This is a genomic window from Streptomyces sp. NPDC048566 (assembly GCF_043199735.1).
Lineage (GTDB): Bacteria > Actinomycetota > Actinomycetes > Streptomycetales > Streptomycetaceae > Streptomyces.
Map to the genome: position 1 here is coordinate 63,869 of NZ_JBICWL010000028.1, position 17,912 is coordinate 81,780.

Sequence of the window (17,912 nt, forward strand, 5' to 3'; positions counted from 1 at the left end):
CACCCGGCCGGCACGACCAGACGAGGAAGACCAACCGTGCAACTCGAAGCGCACGCCCCGTCCGTACCGCCTTCCGAGACGATCCCCCCGCCCGGCCCCACGGAGGACCCCACCTTGATCCCGCTCACCGCGCTCACTGCGCTCGACGACGCCATCGAGAACCTCGGCGTACCCGTCCCCTGCCGTTCCTACGACCCGGAGGTCTTCTTCGCCGAGTCGCCGGCCGATGTCGAGTACGCCAAGTCCCTCTGCCGTACCTGCCCGCTGATGGAGGCATGCCTCGCCGGCGCCAAGGAGCGGCGTGAGCCCTGGGGCGTGTGGGGTGGCGAGCTCTTCGTCCAGGGCGTCGTCGTGGCCCGCAAGCGGCCGCGCGGCCGCCCGCGCAAGAACCCGGTCGCGGCATGAACACCCGCGGAACGATCGATCGCCCCCTGACGCACGACCCCAGGAAACAGGCCCCGATGAAGCCGACCACGAGCGAGCCCGCCGGCTCCGCGACCCCAGACTTCACTTCGTACGGCGCGAACGACTCGCGTCAGAACAGGACCCGAGAGATGCAACTCATCCCAGAAGCCCTGGCTCGTGCGCATATGCACGAGCAACTGCACCAGGCCCAGCGGGAGCGCCGGGCCGCGAGCCTCGCGACCGCTCGCCGCATGCAGCGCCGGGCCGAGCGCGCCTCGCGGCGGGCCCGCCGGGCGCTGGCCATGGCGGTCATGCAGTAGCCGACCCCGGTCGCTCGCACCGCCGCAGCAGTTGCGCGCCCTTCCCGATCCCCGCGGGGGCCGGTCCCTGGGACCGGCCCCCGCGGGGCGTTGCGCGGGGCGATCCGCGCACGGCGGGGATATCGTCGCCGGATGACGAGCCTTCCCGGCGACGGAGACAGCACGGGGTCCGCGCCGGAATCCGACGCGGGCGACACCGGCGGCACGGGCCGGATCGTGTGCGCCCGCTGCGGGACCTCGGCCGAGGGCCCCCGGCCCACCTGGACGTGCTCCGTGGAGAACGGCGCACGCCGCTACTTCTGCGACGAGTGCTCCCGCAGCAATCTGCGTGCCATCGAGGGCCGCCTCGACTCGGACTGGTGGTAGACCGCGGGCCGCCTCCCGGCCGGCCTCACGCTTCCGCCGCGGGCAGCTCCTCGTCCAGCTCGGCGCCGGACGGCCCCGTCTCGCCTTCCGCTTCCCCGCCGGACTTCTCGCCGGCTTCGGCGCGTTCGGCGCCCTCGTCCTGTGCGCCGGACAGGTCCTCCGCGCCGTCCTCCTCCGGCACGAATCCCGGCAGCCACTCCTCCAGCTCGTCCCGCAGCCGGACCGTCGCGCCGAGCTGGCACAGAACGCCGATGGTGCTGAGCGTCACCCGGTGGATCAGCAGGTAGGACGGCGGCAGGTTCAGCTGCCGGCCCAGCTGGTGGGCGGGGGAGCGGGGGTCGGCGACCCGGGCGGCCTGGTTGCGCATCCACCCGCGGGTGAAGGTGAACGCCTCGACCTCGGCCGGTTCGATGATCGGCACGAGATAGTCCAGGACGGCGTCCGGTTCGAGGTCGATCGACTCCCTGACGAAGCCTTCCTCGCGCAGCAGGTCGTAGACCGACTCGGCGTCTCCGTCCAGCGTCATCCTCAGGGAGTCGCCTATCGTCCGGGGCAGGCCGCCGGGCAGCCGGTCCACCGTGCCGAAGTCGAGGACGCCCAGACGCCAGCCGGTCGTGTCGTCGGGCAGCAGACGGAAGTTGCCCGGGTGCGGATCGGCGTGCAGCAGACCGGTGCGGGCGGGACCGGAGAACAGGAAACGGGCCAGCAGCTGGCCGGCGCGGTCCCGCTGCTCCTCGGTGCCGTTGTTGATCACTTCCGACAGCGGCACCCCGTCGATCCACTCGGTCACCAGGACCTGCTCGCACTGGTGCACCACCGCGGGCACCGTGACGTCCGGGTCGTCCGCGAACTCCGCCGCGTGGGCGGCCTGGGCCTGCGCCTCCAGACCGTAGTCCAGCTCCTCGGAGACCCGGTCGCGCAGCTCCGTGATGAGCGGCTTGATGTCCATGCCCGGGATCAGCGGACCGAGCAGCCGGGCGAACCGGCTGAGCTGGGTCAGATCGGAGAGCAGGGCGTCGCCGGCACCCGGGTACTGCACCTTGACGGCGACCTCGCGGCCGTCGTGCCACACCGCCCGGTGCACCTGACCGATCGAGGCCGCGGCGGACGGCTTGTCCTCGAACTCCAGGAACAGCTCGCCCCAGTCCTCTCCGAGGCGTTCCGCCAGCACGGAGTGGACCGTGCCCGTCGGCATCGGCGGTGCCGCCTCCTGCAGTTTCGTCAGCGTCGCGCGGTAGGGGCCGGCGATCTCCTCGGGGAGTGCCGACTCGAAGACGGACAGCGCCTGCCCGAACTTCATCGCGCCGCCCTTGAGCTCCCCGAGGACCTTGAAGAGCTGCTCGGCCGTGCGCTGCTGCAGTTCGCGTCCCACGAGTTCCGCGGACGCCCCGCCGATGCGCTTGCCCAGCCCCCAGGTGGCCCGCCCGGCGAAGCCGAGTGGCAGCGCTGCCAGTTTGGCAGTACGGGTCACTGCCTTCCGGGGAAGATCAGACATGCGCCCTCCAGGTCCCAGCAAGCCCTGCCGCGTGCGACTGTTGCCCTGCCATTGTCGCGTGCGGCTCCTCGTCCTCGGAGGCCCGCTCCCCTTTTGTTTTTCCGGCGGCTCCGCACGGGCAGGCGGAATGGGCCGTGACCGGCTTCGCATGCCAGTCGCAGGCGGGGAGCGAGGCTTCCCAGCGAACCCCGGCCGCGGGAGTGGCCAGACCGTCCAGGAAGGCCAGCGCATGGCTCGCGGCCAGTCCGGCGACGGCGGCGGCCAGCGCCTGATCGCAGGCGGGCACCCGATGCCGCCGGCCCGAGCGCCACTGCGCCACCAGCCGCGGCCAGGTCGGGTCCCGGTCGGCGCGCGTTTGGTCGAGACAGCCCGCGCAGCCGGTGTCGCCGGGCAGGACCAGAGGTCCCACGACAGCGGTCGCCTCGACGACCCCGGCGTACAGATGAGGCGTTCCCGAGTCGATCAGGGGCTCCGCCGACACGGGGTCCGGAGCGTGCACGGACAGGCCGTCGCGGGGGGCGAGGACCACCAGCGACAGTCCGGGTGCCGCGTCCCCCGCGCCCGCGCCGGCCGGGGACCGCGGCGGACGGTCCGGGGCCGCTCGCCGCACCGCCCGCCGGGCCGCGTGCTCACGGCGCTCGCCCACGGACTCGGCGGGCAGCCCGCCCGGCGCCACGTCCCACGGCTCGACCCGGCCCAGGTCGCGCACCACCACCTCGCCTACCCCGGCGCTCGCCAGCAGCGCCGCCAGGACCACTCCCACCCGCCCGGCGCCCCGCACCTGGACCCGCAGCGCCCGACGGGCCGCCAGAGTGCCGACGGCGCCGCCCGGCGCGCAGGTCACGAGGGAGAGGGAGGCCAGATCGGGCCGCATCCGCTCCATGACCTGCTTCCTCTCTCGCAGTGACGCCGCGGCCGGGCCGCCCGCGCTCGTGTCGTCCAGTAGTCCCGAGCGGGCCAGCCGGTCCACCAGGCCGTCGACGTGGCCGTCCGGCAGGCCCATCTGCCGCCCCTGCTCGCGCAGCAACGGCATGCCGCGGGTCCCGTCGAGCAGATCGAGGAAACTGCCGGTCGCCGTGTCCATCGGGCCCAGCACCATCGCGTGTGCCGGCGCCATGCCGAACTGCACCGTGTTGAGATCCCGCCAGGCGCGCCGCAGCGCGGGCTTCACGATCGGATGCATGACCTACCCCCGTAGACCGTCGTACGTTCCCGAAGGCCCGCCGGGTGTTCCCCGCAGCGCGGACCGAATGCCAGCATGGACGCCTCGCCCGGACCGCGCCGAAAGTTGTCCACAGGCGGCACCGTTCGTCGTACGAACCGAACGTCCGGGAAGCGGATCGACACCGAACCGTCCGCGGGACGGGACTTCCGCCCCGCGCAACGGGTAACGTCGGGGCGTGCCCGCCGACCCACTGCACCGCGCCGCAAAACCACAGCGCAGCACGACGAGCCCGCCGCCGGGCGGTTCGGGGGCGAGCCCGATCGAGGTCCGCAGGAGCGCCCGCCGGCGCAGAACGGTTTCCGCGTACCGCGAGGGCGATCGCACCGTCGTGCTCATCCCCGCCCGGATGTCCGAGGCGGAGGAGCAACGCTGGGTGAACGTCATGCTGGACAAGCTGGCCGCCCAGGAGAGTAAACGGGTGCTCGGCGACGCCGAGCTGTCCGAACGCGCCGAGCGGCTGTCGGGCCAGTACTTCGAGGGCCGCGCCCGGCCGTCGTCGGTCCGGTGGGTCACCAACCAGAACACCCGCTGGGGCTCGTGCACCCCCGCGGAGGGCAGCATCCGCCTGTCGCACCGGCTTCAGGGCATGCCCGAGTACGTCGTCGACTACGTCCTCCTGCACGAACTCGCCCACCTGCTCGTCCCCGGGCACGGGCCGCGTTTCTGGCGTCTGCTGGAGGCCTACCCGCGCACCGAGCGGGCTCGCGGCTATCTCGAAGGCGTGGTCGCCGCGGACCGACTTCCCCGGCTCCCGGCCACCGGCGACGAGTAGGGCGGCCTCCCTCCGTCGGGGCCCGCGCGACGGCGTCCCGCGCCGGGCGTGGTTGTGTACCGGGTCTGTACCGGCTGATCCCGGTCCGGGGTTTTGCCGTTAGCCTGGCGCGACGCACTCGCATTCGGGATGGGGGACGGTCGTAACGCATGGCCAGGGAATTCCAACGCGGCCACAAGGCCAAGATCAGTGACCTCACCGCGGGCACGGACCTGTACGTAGGCGTGCAGATCACCGGGCCCGGGCTGACCTTCGACATCAGCTGCTTCGGGCTCGACGCCGACGAGCAGCTCTCCGACGACCGGTACTTCGTCTTCTTCAACCAGCCGAAGTCCCCTGAGGAGTCCATCCAGCTCCTCGGCCCCCAGTCGGGTGACACCGAGTCGTTCCGTGTCACGCTCGACCGGATTCCGGCGCAGATCCGGAAACTGTCGTTCACCGCGACCGTCGACGGCGCCGGGCAGATGTCGCAGATCGCTCCCGGGTACCTGCGGATCGTCGCGGGCGGCGAGGAGGTGGCGCGGTACGCGTTCAGCGGAGCCGAGTTCTCCACCGAGCGCGCCGTGATGCTCGGCGACTTCTACCTGAAGGACGTCTGGCGCTTCGCCGCCGTGGGCCAGGGCTTCGACGGCGGCCTCGACGCGCTGCTGAAGAACTTCGGCGGGGAGATCGCCGAGGAGGAGAACGCGGCGCCGCAGTCGCAGTCGCAGTCGCAGCCGCAGTCCGGTGCGCCCTCGTTCGCACCGCCGGCCTTCGGTGCCCCCGCCGCTCCCGCCCCGGCCCAGGGCTTTACGCCGCCGCCCGGCGCCACCCCGCCCCCTCCCGCGCCGCCGGTGCACGCCGCGCCCACCATCGTCGCGCCGCTGCACACCCCGCCGGGCGGTGCCCCCGTCCCGCCGCCGGCCCCCGCGCCCTACGCGCAGCCCCCGGCCCCTCCCGGGCCCCCCGGCCCCCCGCCGGGCTACGGCCAACAGCCTCCCACCGCACCCCCCGGTTACGGCGCGCAGCCGCCGGCCCCTCCCGGGTACGGAGGGCAGCAGCAGTACGGGCAGGTTCCGGGCCAGGCGCAGGGCACGCACCCGGGGCAGCCCGGCGCACCGTCCCCCTACGGCGTTCCCCAGGGCGCGCCGCAGGCCGGAGCCGGTGTGGCCGCCGCGCTGGGCGTCTTCAAGGAGACGCCGACCGGCCAGCGGTGGACCCCGCAGAACAAGAAGCTCATCCGCGCCGACCTCGGCGTCGGCGGCCAGCCGGTGCTGGCCCGCCAGGGCAGCATGGTGCTGTACCAGGGCAAGGTCGACTTCAGCTACAAGGGAGCCGGGATCACCGGCCGCATCGTGGGCAACGCGACCGGCCAGGAGATGCAGCTGATGCGCTGCACCGGGCAGGGCCAGGTGTTCTTCGCCGAGAACGCCACGCACGTGCACCCGATCGAACTCCAGGGGGACGCGATCTGCGTCTCCGCGGAGAACGTCCTCGCCTTCGACGAGTCGCTCCAGTACGAGGTCCGCCGCATCGAGGGACACGGCATCCCCGGCGGCGCACTGTTCACCATGCAGTTCCAGGGAACGGGCACCATCGTCGTCAAGACGCACGGCGCGCCCGTCGTCCTCCCGGTCACGCCGACGACGTTCGCCGACTGCAACGCCGTCGTCGCCTGGTCCGCCGCGGCGCAGGTGATCGTCTCCAGCCAGGTGCGCATGCGCCGCAACGCCTACCCCGGCGACACCGGCGAGAGCGTGAACCTCCAGTTCCGCGCCGCGCCCGGCAGTTTCGTCGTCGTCCAGCCGTACGAGGTCTGAGGGAGCCCGTCATGAACCAGCCACTCGCGGGCTTCGCCCCTGCACCCGTCACCGCGCGCATGGAGAACCACGGCAACCACATGCTGAAGGTCGCCATGCAGAGCGGAAGCGACCTCTTCGCGCGCGTGGGCTCGATGGTCGCCTACGAGGGGTTCGTCCAGTACGAGCCCAACCCGCCCGCCGTCCGCCAGATCGCCCGCGACTGGATGACGGGGGAGGGAGCACCCCTGATGAAGTGCTCCGGTGACGGGCTGCTCTACCTGGCCGACTACGGGGCGGACGTCGTCGTCATCAACCTCGCCGGCGACGCGATCTCCGTCAACGCCACCAACCTCCTCGCCTTCGACGCACACCTGACCTGGGGCGTCGAGCGGGTGAAGGGGCTCGCCAAGTTCGCCGGCCAGGGGCTGTGGAACACCAGGATCTCCGGCCAGGGCTGGGTCGCGCTGACCTCCCGTGGCAAGCCGATCGTCGTCGACTGCGGCGGCGGCGAGGACGAGACGTACGTCGACCCGGACGCGCTGGTCGCGTGGTCCCCGAACCTGAAGGTGAAGGGCAAGCGCAGTTTCAAGGCCCAGTCGCTGATCGGCCGCGGTAGCGGCGAGGCGTACCAGATGGCCTTCTCCGGGACGGGCATCGTCGTCGTCCAGCCCAGCGAGGACAGCACCGACCGCCTCCGAGTCCGGGGCTGAGGGGGAGCAGGACAGCATGCAGAGCCCGATTTTCGGCTACAACGACCAGCAGACCCAGGACCGCTACAGCCTGCAGAACTCGCAGATGCTGCGCGTCGTCCTGGAGGGCCACGACGACGTCCTGGCCCGCAAGGGGACCATGGTCGCCTACCAGGGACTCGTGGAGTTCGACGCCGAGTACCAGAACAGCGGCCAGCACCGCGCGCGGGCGTACACCGGCGAGGGGCTCGACATGATGCGCTGCCACGGGCAGGGCACGGTCTACTTCGCCAACCTGGCCCAGCACGTGCACATCCTCGACGTGGACCACGACGGCCTCACCGTCGACAGCAGCTACGTGCTGGCGATGGACTCCACGCTGAACCACGAGATCATCGCGGTGGACAGCCAGTACGGCATCTCCGGGTCCGGGAAGTACCAGCTCAACATCACCGGGCACGGCAAGGTCGCGCTGATGACGTCCGGAGTGCCCCTGATGATGCAGGTCACCCCCGACCGGTACGTGAACTGCGACGCCGACGCGATCGTCGCCTGGTCCACCGGCCTGCGCGTGCAGATGCAGGCGCAGACGCACTCCTCCGGGGTGTGGCGCCGCCGCGGCAACACCGGGGAGGGCTGGGAGCTCAGCTTCATGGGCACCGGCTACGCGCTCGTCCAGCCCAGTGAACTGCTGCCGCCGCAGAACGCGGCGATCGGCCAGGGCCTGCGTGCCCAGTACGGCATGGGCCAGCACGGCGCGCACGCGCAGAACCAGGGCAACGCCTGGAGCTGACCCCGCGGCGGCCGGCTCGCGGGCCGCGGCACCGCACCGGAACACGGGTAAGGGGCGACCGCCTAAGCGGTCGCCCCTTACCCGTGTTCCGGTGTGTCATCGAATCCCGTCGGCACGCGCCGGCGGCAGCGCGGGTCCGCCCTCCCCGCGATGCCTGGCCGGTCGTCCGCGGACCACGGCCCCTCAGCCCGAGCACCGCCCCGCCCCCGTCACAGCCGGGCGCGGGCGGCCTCCAGAAGCCGTACGACCGAATCGTCGGCGACGGCGGCCACCTCGTCGTAGGCGAACCAGCGCAGATCGAGGGACTCCTCGCTGATGGCCGCCACCGCGTCGGACGGCGCGAGGGCCAGGTACTGGACGTCCAGATGCCAGTGGCACGGCGCCGGGATGGCGTGCCGGTCCAGCCTCACCGGCCCACCCGGTGCCAGGGCCAGGCCCCGGATGCCCGATTCCTCCGTGGCCTCGCGCAGCGCGGCCGCGGCCAGTGAGGCGTCGCCCGGCTCGCAGTGCCCGCCCATCTGAAGCCACATCCGGAGCTTGCGGTGCAGCGTGAGGAGGACACGGCCCCGTTCGGGATCGACGACCAGGGCACTCGCCGTGACGTGCCCGGCCCGGCACGCCTTCCATACGCCGTCCGGGTGCTCGGACAGGTGCGCCAGGTAGAGCCCGCGCAGCGCTTCCTGGCCCTCGTACTCCTTCAGCACGAGGACCGCGTCGTCGTGCAGGCTCACGCGGTGCCGTCGCCCTGCTCGCCCCGGTCGTCGCCCTCGGTGTCCTCGGCGTCCTCACCCCGGGTGGGAGCCGGGCCGGAGGAGCCGCCCTTGGACAGGTCCGGGCCGCCGGCCGCCTCCCCGAGCATCTTGTCGAGCTCGGAGAAGTCCATCTGCTCGCTGTGCACGAAGCCGTCCGGGTCGTCCAGGTCGGACGCCGTGGGCAGCATGTCCGGGTGGGCCCACAGGCCGTCCCGGCCGTCCACGCCGCGCGCGTCGGTGAGCGAGGCCCACAGCCGCGAGGCGTCCCGCAGCCGGCGCGGACGCAGCTCCAAGCCGATCAGTGTGGCGAACGTCTGCTCGGCGGGACCGCCCGTGGCCCGGCGGCGGCGCAGGGTCTCGCGCAGCGCGTCGGCGGACGACAGCCGCGGCTTGGCGGCCGCGTGCACGACCGCGTCCACCCAGCCCTCGACCAGCGCGAGCGCCGTCTCCAGCCGGGCCAGCGCGGCCTTCTGCTCGGGTGTGTCCTCGGGCTGGAACATGCCCTGCTGGAGCGCCTGCTGCATCTCCTCGGGGTTCTGCGGGTCGAACTGGCCGACCACGTCCTCCAGCTTGGCGGTGTCGACCTTGATCCCGCGCGCGTAGCCCTCGACCGCGCCGAAGAGATGCGAGCGCAGCCAGGGCACGTGGGCGAAGAGGCGCTGGTGGGCGGCCTCGCGCAGCGCGAGGTAGAGGCGTACCTCCTCCTGGGGGACGCTCAGGTCCTTGCCGAAGGCGGCGATGTTCAGCGGCAGCAGCGCGGCCTTGCCGGACGGACCCAGCGGGAGGCCGATGTCGGTGGAGCCGACGACCTCGCCCGCGAGGACGCCCACCGCCTGCCCGATCTGTGTACCGAACATGGCGCCGCCCATGGAGCGCATCATGCCGATGAGCGGGCCCGCCATGGCCTGCATCTCCTCGGGCAGCACATCTCCCATGGCCGCGCCGACCCGCTCGGCGACCGGGTCGACCAGCTCCTTCCACACGGGCAGCGTCGCCTCGACCCACTCCGCGCGGCTCCAGGCGAGCGCCGAGCCCGCACCGGACGGCAGCGACGTCGCGTCGTCGAGCCACAGGTCGGCCAGACGCACCGCCTCCTCGACCGCGAGACGCTCGGCGGGACCGACGCTCTCGTCCTTGACGCCCCCGGAGGTGCCCTGGGCGACCGTCTGGCGGGCGATCTGCTTGGCCATGTCCCAGTTCACCGGGCCGCCCTCGTACGAGAGCATCTGGCCCAGCTGCTGGAACGCGGCGCCCAGATCGCCCGGGTTCATCGAGCCGAACATGGCGGCGAGAGGATTGTCGGCTCCGGGGCCGCCGGCTCCGGGCAGCCCGAAACCGAACGGTCCCTGGCCACCGCCGCCCTGCTGGTCCTTCTTCTTGCCCTCGTCGCCGTTGTCCGGCTCCTCCGGCGGAAGGCCGAATCCGAATGGGGTGTCACTCACGGGATTCCTCGGCTGGTAAGGCCGCCGGTTCGTTCCGACGGCGGCTGCCCACAACACCACCCAGCGTAGACACCTCGGGCCGATAGGGCCTCGGTGCTTCGCCGGCTCGTCGCCTGCGGCAGGATGGATGCCACCTGGTAGGGGCGCGTCACGCGCGTCCGTTACTGAAGACAACCGCTGGAGACGCCCGGTGAGTTCCCCAGATCCACAGGTTCGCGCAGCGCGAAACCGCTCAACCAGCCCGGCCGCGCGCGGCCCCGTCGTCGCGGTCACCGGCGCCGCTTCGGGCGTGGGCGCGCAGCTCACCGAGCGGCTGGCCCGCAGCGAGGAGGTCAAGCAGGTCGTCGCGATCGACGAGCGGCGCGGCGACTGCGCCGACGCGCAGTGGCACATCCTGGACGTCCGCGACCCCGCGATCGCGGAGAAGCTGCGCGGCGCCGACGTCGTGGTGCACCTGGCCCTGGACCTCGATCTGGAGACCGACGCGGCCGCCCGGACGGCTTACAACGTCCGGGGGACGCAGACGGTGCTGACGGCCGCGGCGGCGGCCGGTGTCCACCGGGTGGTCCTGTGCACGTCGGCGATGGTCTACGGGGCGCTGCCCGACAACGAACTGCCGCTCGCCGAGGACACGGAACTGCGCGCGACCGCCGAGGCCACCGGTGTCGGCGACCTCCTGGAGGTCGAGCGGCTCGCCCGCCGCGCGCCCCGGGCGCACCCGGGGCTGAACGTGACGGTCGCGCGGCCCGCGGTGCTCGTCGGCGGCGGTACCGACACGGCGCTGACCAGGTACTTCGAGTCACCTCGCCTCCTGGTCGTGGCGGGTTCACGGCCCGCCTGGCAGTTCTGCCACGTCGACGACCTGTGCAGCGCGCTGGAGTACGCGGTGGTCGAGAAGGTCGAGGGCGAACTGGCCGTCGGGTGCGACGGCTGGCTGGAGCAGGAGGAGGTGGAGGAACTGAGCGGCATCCGGCGGATGGAACTGCCGTCCGCGGTCGCGCTGGGCGCCGCCGCCCGGCTCCACCGGATCGGCCTCACCCCGTCGCCCGCCGGTGATCTGGCCTACACGATGTACCCCTGGGTGGTGAGCGGGAGCAGGCTGCACGACGCCGGGTGGCGGCCCCGGTGGACCAACGAGGAGGTGCTCGCCGAGCTGCTGGAGGAGGTCGCGGGCCGGCACACCGTCGCCGGACGCCGGCTGGGCCGCAAGGACGCGACGGCGGCGGGCGCGGCGGGCGCGACGGTGGCCCTGCTGGGCGCGGCGGCCGTCGTCCGCCGGGCGCGGAAGGCGCGGCGCCGCATCTGACGTCCGGGCGGGTCGCGGCGCGGTCGAGCGCGCCGCGCCGGTGTTCCCGCGGCGCATTCCCGTACGCGCCCGTACCGGCGTCCGGGTGCCGTCACGGAGCCTTTCGCGTCCCCTGCACGCCCCCGCTCCTCCGCTCCCGGCAACCATGGCCCGGTGGCCCGGTGGCCCGGTGGCCCGGTGGCTCTGCGGGGCAACGGCCCCGCCGTGATGAGGCCGGTATGGGGTCCGGGCGCGGGCGGTCGGTCCGCGCCCGGGTCGCGGGCGGCCACCGTGGGGCGGCCGGTCGTGGCCCGGGTGCCTTGGTGGTCCGTCCGCCGCGACACGCACCGGCCGCCGGCGCGCGGACTGTAGGAGACTCCAAGCGGGCACACGCGCGTGCCGGGTGAAAGGTCTATTCCGCGAGGTCCGCGCGGTGCGGCACGATGGAGTCATGGCACCTACCTATGACCACCCCGGTGAGCTGGGCGGCCAGGACCCGATCCGACTCCTGGCGATCCGCGACGAGCCGCTCTCCCTCGACGAGGTCTTCCGTGCCGTGGGGGACGACGCGGCCGGCGGCACCGCGTTCTTCGTGGGCACCGTCCGCGACCACGACGGGGGTGCGGACGTGGACGCCCTCGGGTACTCCTGCCATCCCAGCGCCGAGGACGAGATGCGGCGGATCGCGGCGAAGATCGTCGCCGACTTCCCGGTGCGGGCGCTGGCCGCCGTCCACCGGGTGGGCGATCTGCGGGTCGGGGATCTGGCGGTGGTCGTGGCCGTCGCGTGCCCGCACCGGGGCGAGGCCTTCGCGGCGTGCCGCCGGCTCATCGACGACCTGAAGCACGAGGTGCCGATCTGGAAGCACCAGACGTTCTCCGACGGATCGGAGGAGTGGGTCGGGGCCTGCTGACTCCCGGCCCCCGGGCGACTGACGGATTTTCCGGTTGCGTAACCGGGACCCTGCCGTGAGCGTTAGCGGTGCGGATGGTTAATCTGCTGATCAGTCAGTTGCGATCGCACGTGGGGTTGGGAGGTCGACATGGCGGCGCTCACCTGGTTGCTGATTCCGCTGATGGCTGCGATCGGTGCCGGACTGTGGGGCAGCTGGGCCGGCCGGAACCGCAAGTCGGCCGGAGACGGCGTGGAACTGGCGGGCTACACCCGCTTCCGTGAGGCGATGGAGCGTACGGACGCCGCGGAGAGGTCGCCCTCCGACGCGCTCTGAGGACCCCGGCTCCGCGCCGCCGCCGCGGCTCCCGCCGCACCCCCGTACGGACGGCCCCGACGGTGCTCCTACAGGAGTGTCCCGTACTGTCGTTCCATGCCACGCCGCACCGCGACGATGCTCGCCTCCACGCTCATCCTGATCGCGCTCCTGTGTGCGGGAGTGTTCATCAACGTGCCCTACGCGGAGATGTCCCCCGGTCCCACGGTGAACACGCTGGGCGACCACGACGGCGAGCCGGTGCTGCAGATCTCGGGGCACAAGACGTACCCGACGACCGGTCACCTGAACATGACGACCGTCCGGGTCACGAGCGCCGACTACAACATGAACCTCGTGGAGGCCGTCTACGGCTGGCTGGCCCACGACAACAAGGTGGTCCCGCACGACACGCTCTACCCGGACGGCAAGACCGAGGAGCAGTCGACGCAGGAGAACGCGGAGGAGTTCAGCCAGTCCCAGGAGAGCGCCAAGGTGGCCGCCCTCAAGGAGCTGGACATCCCGGTGAAGTCCTGGGTGATCGTCTCCAGCGTCCTCAAGGGGTCGCCGGCCGAGGGCCGGCTGCACGCGGGGGACGTCATCAAGGCCGTCGACGGCACCGCGGTGAAGGCGCCCGGCGACGTGGCGAAGCTGGTCACCCGGCACAAGCCCGGCGACAAGGTGGAGTTCACCATCGTGCCCGCCAAGGACCAGGCCGCGGCGCAGAAGGAGCACACCACGGCGACCACGACCAAGGACGTGACGATCACCACGACCACGGCCGACGACAAGGGCGGCGAGCGCGCCATCGTCGGGATCTCGGCCGGCACCGACCACACCTACCCGTTCACCATCGACATCAAGCTCGCCGACGTCGGCGGCCCCAGCGCCGGCCTGATGTTCGCCCTCGGCATCGTGGACAAGCTCACCCCGGGCAACCTCACCGGCGGCAAGTTCGTGGCCGGCACCGGCACCATCGACGACGACGGCAAGGTCGGGCCCATCGGCGGCATCGAGATGAAGACGGTCGGCGCGCGCGACAAGGGTGCCCAGTACTTCCTGACGCCCAAGGACAACTGCGCCGCCGCCGCCAAGGACACCCCGAGCGGGCTCACCCTGGTCAAGGTGAACACCATCGACGACGCGATGAGCGCGCTCAAGGCCATCGGCGCGGGCCGCACCTCCGACCTGCCCCGGTGCACGGCCAAGGGCTGACCGGCGCCGCCCACGAGCTGCTCCCGCCTCCGCGCGACCGCTCGCGCCCGACGCCGGGAGCGGGTCGCCCCGCTCCCGGCCGCAGACCCGACCTCGGCCCCGGACGTCCCGGGCCCACGTCCCGGCCCGACACGACCGCTCCGGCCGGCCGGGCCTGTCGGCGACGTCAGTCCGCGAACGTCGCCGACAGCGCGTCCGCGAGGCCGGGCACCAGGCCCGCGCCGGTGAGCACCTCCGTCGACGCGTCCTTCTCCCGCAGCCGCAGGGCCGCGTCGCGGGCGCCGTCGCGCAGCACGCCGACCGTCATCCGGACCTCCTGGCGGTCCGGGTGCGCGGCGACCCACTGGGTGAGCTTCTTTCCGCCGAGGCCCTCCGGCACGGACGCCTCAGCGGACGGCGGCAGCATCAGCCGCTCCACGGTGAGCGCGCAGCCGACGACCGCGTCGGGCCAGGCGATGGTGCCGAGGAACTCGTCCAGCGGCTTGCCCGCCGGGATCTCGTCCTGCTCGACGGGGGTGAGGCCGGTGGTGCTCTGCTCGTCCTCCAGGCCGAGCTGGCGGGCCAGGCCGGGTTCCTGGGTCCGCAGCCGTGCGGTGTCTACGAGGGCGAAGAGGCGGGCGGGCTGGTCCCAGCCGAGGCCGGCCGCGTACTCGTCGATCTCGAGGACGGCTCGGGTGAGGGGGCTCGCTGCCATGGGAGTGTTGGACATGGTCACAATCCTGCCTCGTTCGTACCCGGAATCGGGAACCGAGTAAAGCGTGAGTAAGTTGCATAGATGAGGCTCCTCGATCACGGAGCCTTGCGAACGGCTCTCCGAACGGCGGGCCCGACGGATCGACAGCGACTTCGAGGTGCGCACCTTGGCTTTCCAGATGCCGGACCGCGGCGGAGGCCCGACGGGGCCACGGATCAGAGTGGGACGCCCGTCCCGGCGTGTCCGGTCCCTGCTCATGACACTGGGCGTCCTGGCCGTGCTGGCCATGGCCTTCGTCATGTTCGCGGGGTTCTGGACGGACTGGCTCTGGTACCGATCGGTCCACTACTCGTCGGTCTTCACCACCACCCTGTGGACGAAGATCGGGCTCTTCTTCGTCTTCGGCCTGCTCATGGCGGCCGCGGTCGGGTTCAACATCTGGCTCGCGCACCGGCTGCGCCCGCCGCTGAGCGCCATGTCGGTGGAACAGCAGAGCCTCGACCGGTACCGCATGAGCATCGCGCCGTACAAGCGGTGGCTCCTGATCGGCATCGTCTCCGTGGTCGGGCTGATCGCCGGCGCGTCCGCCTCGGGCCAGTGGCGCACGTGGCTGATGTGGGTGAACGGAGTGCCGTTCGGCCAGAAGGACCCCCAGTTCCATCTGGACGTCTCCTTCTACGCCTTCGACCTGCCCTGGTACCGCTTCCTCCTCGGCTTCGGCTTCGCCGCCGCCGTGCTGTCGCTGATCGCCGCCGCGCTCACGCACTACCTGTACGGCGGCCTGCGGGTCACGAGCCCGGGCGCGCGCGCCACGGCCGCGGCCACCGGGCACCTCTCGGTGCTCCTCGGCGTCTTCGTGGCCCTGAAGGCGATCGCCTACTGGCTGGACCGGTACGGCCTCGCGGTGAAGTCCAGCGACTTCAAGGCCACCGGCAACTGGACCGGCCTGCGCTACGTCGACGCCAACGCCTATCTGCCCGCCAAGACGATCCTGTTCTGCATCGCGGTGATCTGCGCGCTGCTCTTCTTCGCCACCCTGTGGCGGCGCACCTGGCAGCTCCCCGTCATCGGCTTCGGCCTCATGGTGCTGTCGGCGATCCTCATCGGCGGTCTCTACCCCGCGATCGTGCAGAAGTTCCAGGTCCAGCCGAACGAGCAGGCCAAGGAAGCGCCGTACGTCGAGAAGAACCTCAAGGCGACCCGTGAGGCGTACGGGATCGACGGCACGGACGTGAAGGACTACCCGGGGGCGAGCGACACCGAGGACAAGGCCAAGCTCCGGGACGACGCCGACACCGCGGCGAGCATCCGGCTCATGGACCCCAACGTGGTGTCGCCCACCTTCCAGCAGCTCCAGCAGGTGCGGAACTACTACGGCTTCCCGTCCAACCTGGACGTCGACCGGTACACCAAGGACGGCAAGGACCAGGACACCGTCATCGGTCTGCGCGAGCTGAACCTCGCGGGCATCCCGAAGAACAACTGGATCAACGACCACTTCCGTTACACCCACGGATACGGCGTCGTCGCGGCCAAGGGCACCACGGCCGACAGCGAGGGCCGCCCGGTCTTCACCGAGTACAACCTTCCCTCCAAGGGCGACCTCGGCGAGTACCAGCAGCAGATCTACTACGGCGAGAAGACCACCCAGTACTCGATCGTCGGCGGTCCCCAGAAGGAGATCGACTACTCCGACGACAGCGGCGAGAAGACCACCAGCTACCAGGGCAAGAGCGGCATCAGCCTGTCCAGCCCGGTCAACCGGGCCGCCTACGCGGTGGCGTTCGGGGAGCCGCAGATCCTGTACTCGGGCGCGATCGGCGAGGGCTCCCGGATCCTCTACAACCGCACGCCCAAGGAGCGGGTCGAGGCGGTGGCCCCCTGGCTGACCATCGACGGCGACGCCTACCCGGCGGTCGTCGACGGCAAGATCCAGTGGATCGTGGACGCCTACACCACCACCAACGGCTACCCCTACGCCTCCCGCACCACCCTCGGCGACACGACGGCCGACTCGTTGACGGCGGCGAACAACCAGCGCGCGGTGGTGGCCCAGCAGAACCAGGTCAACTACATCCGCAACTCGGTGAAGGCGACCGTCGACGCCTACACCGGCGAGGTCAAGCTCTACCAGTGGGACACCGCGGACCCGGTCCTGAAGACGTGGATGAAGGCGTTCCCGAACACGGTCGAGGCGAAGAAGTCGATCTCACCGGAGCTGATGGCTCATCTGCGCTACCCGCAGGACCTGTTCAAGGTGCAGCGCGAGCTGCTCACCCGCTACCACGTGAAGGACGCGCAGACGTTCCTGAGCGGCAGTGAGGTGTGGCAGGTCCCGGACGACCCGACCAACAAGTCGGGCAGTGCCGTGCCGCCGTACTACCTGAGCATGAAGCTGCCCGGGGAGTCGTCGCAGGCGTTCTCGCTGACGACGACCATGACGCCGAACGGCCGGGACAACCTCAGCGCGTTCGTCTCGGTCAACGCCGAGGCGGGCACCCCCGGTTACGGCAAGATCAACATCCTGAAGCTGCCGACCGGGAGAACGGTCGACGGACCCAAGCGGGTGCAGAGCCAGTTCAACTCCGAGCCGTCCATCGCCGAGTCGATCAGGCTCCTGAGAGGCGGCGACTCGGAGGTCGAGTACGGCAACCTCCTCACGGTGCCCCTCGACGGCGGGCTGCTCTACGTCGAACCCGTCTACGTCCGCGGCGGCGACCTCAAGTACCCGCTGCTGCGCAAGGTCCTGGTGACCTACGGCGGCAGCACCGCCTTCGAGAACACGCTGGGCGAGGCGCTCAACAAGGTCTTCGGGGCCGAGAGTTCGACTCAGCCGCCACCGGACGAGAGCACCACGAAGCCGCCGGCGTCGGACAACCCGACGGTGCAGGCCGCCCTCGACGACGCGCAGAAGGCCTTCGAGAAGGGCCAGGAAGCGCTCAAGAAGGGTGACTGGACGGCCTACGGCGAGGCGCAGAAGGACCTGGAGGACGCGCTGAAGCGGGCCGAGGACGCCCAGAGCAAGGCGGACAAGGCCGGCAGCGGTGGCTCGGGCGCCGACAAGAGTTCGGACAAGAGTGCCGACAAGGGCAGTCCGGGTGACGGCTCCGGCAGCGACAAGAGCTCCGAAAGCGGCTGATCAGAGGCCCACCCCGCGCCGTGGTACGGTTGCAGCACAACGGCGCGGGGTGGAGCAGCTCGGTAGCTCGCTGGGCTCATAACCCAGAGGTCGCAGGTTCAAATCCTGTCCCCGCTACTGAAGTCGAAGGGCCCGCTGCACTTGAATGGTACGGGGCGTAGCCCTGGGGTTCGCCCCCCCGGGGGGGCGCCCGCCCGGGGGGCCCCCCCCGCCCCCCGCCCGGCGGCGCCCCCCCGGGGGCGGCGGGGCCCCGGGCCCGTGCCGGACGCCCGCACGCCGAAGGGGCGCCGTGTGGACGGCGCCCCTTCGGCGTGGTGCCCCTCGGGCGCCCT

The 17,912-nt window shown here is 71.8% G+C and carries 17 protein-coding genes and 1 tRNA gene; 13 read left to right on the top strand and 5 right to left on the bottom strand.

All coding sequences use genetic code 11. The annotated features are described in order from the left end of the window. Positions 1 to 36: 36 nt before the first annotated feature. From ACGFS9_RS28595 to ACGFS9_RS28605, 3 genes are all read left to right on the top strand, one after another. Positions 37 to 405, top strand: coding sequence for a WhiB family transcriptional regulator (locus ACGFS9_RS28595; RefSeq protein WP_393257109.1), 369 nt, complete (start codon positions 37 to 39; stop codon positions 403 to 405). Continuing rightward, on the top strand, positions 402 to 725 hold the full coding sequence (locus ACGFS9_RS28600) for a hypothetical protein (protein WP_393257110.1): 324 nt from the start codon (positions 402 to 404) through the stop codon (positions 723 to 725). The genes ACGFS9_RS28595 and ACGFS9_RS28600 overlap by 4 nt, the downstream gene beginning before the upstream one ends. Positions 726 to 857: 132 nt before the next feature. Continuing rightward, complete coding sequence (locus ACGFS9_RS28605) at positions 858 to 1,091, top strand: hypothetical protein (RefSeq protein ID WP_393257111.1); 234 nt, start codon at positions 858 to 860, stop codon at positions 1,089 to 1,091. A gap of 25 nt (positions 1,092 to 1,116) precedes the next feature. Here ACGFS9_RS28605 and ACGFS9_RS28610 read toward each other — a convergent pair whose 3' ends face one another. After that, entirely contained in the window at positions 1,117 to 2,586 is a 1,470-nt protein-coding gene (locus ACGFS9_RS28610; RefSeq protein WP_393257112.1) for an ABC1 kinase family protein, read from the bottom strand. Then, entirely contained in the window at positions 2,579 to 3,769 is a 1,191-nt protein-coding gene (locus tag ACGFS9_RS28615) for a TOMM precursor leader peptide-binding protein (protein ID WP_393257113.1), read from the bottom strand. Before ACGFS9_RS28615 ends, ACGFS9_RS28610 begins: the two co-directional genes overlap by 8 nt. A gap of 217 nt (positions 3,770 to 3,986) precedes the next feature. Between ACGFS9_RS28615 and ACGFS9_RS28620 the strand changes: the two genes are divergently transcribed. The 4 genes from ACGFS9_RS28620 (at position 3,987) to ACGFS9_RS28635 (ending at position 7,846) form a co-directional block, all read left to right on the top strand. Further along, positions 3,987 to 4,583, top strand: a complete 597-nt coding sequence (locus ACGFS9_RS28620; protein ID WP_393257114.1) for a M48 family metallopeptidase — start codon at positions 3,987 to 3,989, stop codon at positions 4,581 to 4,583. A gap of 149 nt (positions 4,584 to 4,732) precedes the next feature. Then, positions 4,733 to 6,382 (top strand): TerD family protein, encoded by a 1,650-nt coding sequence (locus tag ACGFS9_RS28625; protein ID WP_393257115.1) that lies wholly within the window; start codon positions 4,733 to 4,735, stop codon positions 6,380 to 6,382. A gap of 11 nt (positions 6,383 to 6,393) precedes the next feature. Next, entirely contained in the window at positions 6,394 to 7,074 is a 681-nt protein-coding gene (locus tag ACGFS9_RS28630) for an AIM24 family protein (protein WP_393257116.1), read from the top strand. Between the two features lie 16 nt (positions 7,075 to 7,090). Continuing rightward, positions 7,091 to 7,846 (top strand): AIM24 family protein, encoded by a 756-nt coding sequence (locus ACGFS9_RS28635; protein WP_393257117.1) that lies wholly within the window; start codon positions 7,091 to 7,093, stop codon positions 7,844 to 7,846. 209 nt (positions 7,847 to 8,055) lie between these two features. Here ACGFS9_RS28635 and ACGFS9_RS28640 read toward each other — a convergent pair whose 3' ends face one another. After that, positions 8,056 to 8,577: an NUDIX hydrolase gene (locus ACGFS9_RS28640; protein WP_393257118.1), complete on the bottom strand. Its 522-nt coding sequence runs from the start codon at positions 8,575 to 8,577 to the stop codon at positions 8,056 to 8,058. After that, positions 8,574 to 10,040, bottom strand: a complete 1,467-nt coding sequence (locus ACGFS9_RS28645; protein ID WP_393257119.1) for a zinc-dependent metalloprotease — start codon at positions 10,038 to 10,040, stop codon at positions 8,574 to 8,576. The genes ACGFS9_RS28640 and ACGFS9_RS28645 overlap by 4 nt, the downstream gene beginning before the upstream one ends. A gap of 190 nt (positions 10,041 to 10,230) precedes the next feature. Between ACGFS9_RS28645 and ACGFS9_RS28650 the strand changes: the two genes are divergently transcribed. From ACGFS9_RS28650 to ACGFS9_RS28665, 4 genes are all read left to right on the top strand, one after another. Further along, positions 10,231 to 11,346, top strand: coding sequence for an SDR family oxidoreductase (locus ACGFS9_RS28650; RefSeq protein WP_393257120.1), 1,116 nt, complete (start codon positions 10,231 to 10,233; stop codon positions 11,344 to 11,346). 430 nt (positions 11,347 to 11,776) lie between these two features. Next, complete coding sequence (locus ACGFS9_RS28655) at positions 11,777 to 12,238, top strand: molybdenum cofactor biosynthesis protein MoaE (protein ID WP_393257121.1); 462 nt, start codon at positions 11,777 to 11,779, stop codon at positions 12,236 to 12,238. A 129-nt stretch (positions 12,239 to 12,367) separates the two neighbouring features. After that, positions 12,368 to 12,553, top strand: a complete 186-nt coding sequence (locus ACGFS9_RS28660; protein ID WP_393257122.1) for a hypothetical protein — start codon at positions 12,368 to 12,370, stop codon at positions 12,551 to 12,553. Between the two features lie 96 nt (positions 12,554 to 12,649). Beyond that, positions 12,650 to 13,747 (top strand): PDZ domain-containing protein, encoded by a 1,098-nt coding sequence (locus ACGFS9_RS28665; protein ID WP_393257123.1) that lies wholly within the window; start codon positions 12,650 to 12,652, stop codon positions 13,745 to 13,747. A gap of 166 nt (positions 13,748 to 13,913) precedes the next feature. On the opposite strand, the gene ACGFS9_RS28670 is transcribed toward ACGFS9_RS28665, so the two are convergent. After that, positions 13,914 to 14,456 carry a PPA1309 family protein gene (locus ACGFS9_RS28670; protein ID WP_393257124.1) on the bottom strand — a complete coding sequence of 181 codons (543 nt, stop codon included), beginning with the start codon at positions 14,454 to 14,456 and terminating at the stop codon, positions 13,914 to 13,916. Positions 14,457 to 14,619: 163 nt separating this feature from the next. On the opposite strand from ACGFS9_RS28670, the gene ACGFS9_RS28675 reads away from it, so the two are divergent. Next, complete coding sequence (locus ACGFS9_RS28675) at positions 14,620 to 17,580, top strand: UPF0182 family protein (protein WP_393257128.1); 2,961 nt, start codon at positions 14,620 to 14,622, stop codon at positions 17,578 to 17,580. 43 nt (positions 17,581 to 17,623) lie between these two features. Continuing rightward, positions 17,624 to 17,697: transfer RNA gene (locus ACGFS9_RS28680), tRNA-Met, on the top strand. The last annotated feature ends 215 nt before the right edge of the window (positions 17,698 to 17,912 follow it).

Bases quoted from the DNA above. Each gene is read 5' to 3' on its own strand.
- ACGFS9_RS28670 (WP_393257124.1), bottom strand. From the start codon at position 14,456: ATGTCCAACACTCCCATGGCAGCGAGCCCCCTCACCCGAGCCGTCCTC.
- ACGFS9_RS28655 (WP_393257121.1), top strand. From the start codon at position 11,777: ATGGCACCTACCTATGACCACCCCGGTGAGCTGGGCGGCCAGGACCCG.
- ACGFS9_RS28625 (WP_393257115.1), top strand. From the start codon at position 4,733: ATGGCCAGGGAATTCCAACGCGGCCACAAGGCCAAGATCAGTGACCTC.
- ACGFS9_RS28635 (WP_393257117.1), top strand. From the start codon at position 7,091: ATGCAGAGCCCGATTTTCGGCTACAACGACCAGCAGACCCAGGACCGC.
- ACGFS9_RS28665 (WP_393257123.1), top strand. From the start codon at position 12,650: ATGCCACGCCGCACCGCGACGATGCTCGCCTCCACGCTCATCCTGATC.
- ACGFS9_RS28615 (WP_393257113.1), bottom strand. From the start codon at position 3,769: ATGCATCCGATCGTGAAGCCCGCGCTGCGGCGCGCCTGGCGGGATCTC.
- ACGFS9_RS28605 (WP_393257111.1), top strand. From the start codon at position 858: ATGACGAGCCTTCCCGGCGACGGAGACAGCACGGGGTCCGCGCCGGAA.
- ACGFS9_RS28600 (WP_393257110.1), top strand. From the start codon at position 402: ATGAACACCCGCGGAACGATCGATCGCCCCCTGACGCACGACCCCAGG.
- ACGFS9_RS28660 (WP_393257122.1), top strand. From the start codon at position 12,368: ATGGCGGCGCTCACCTGGTTGCTGATTCCGCTGATGGCTGCGATCGGT.
- ACGFS9_RS28610 (WP_393257112.1), bottom strand. From the start codon at position 2,586: ATGTCTGATCTTCCCCGGAAGGCAGTGACCCGTACTGCCAAACTGGCA.
- ACGFS9_RS28630 (WP_393257116.1), top strand. From the start codon at position 6,394: ATGAACCAGCCACTCGCGGGCTTCGCCCCTGCACCCGTCACCGCGCGC.
- ACGFS9_RS28675 (WP_393257128.1), top strand. From the start codon at position 14,620: ATGCCGGACCGCGGCGGAGGCCCGACGGGGCCACGGATCAGAGTGGGA.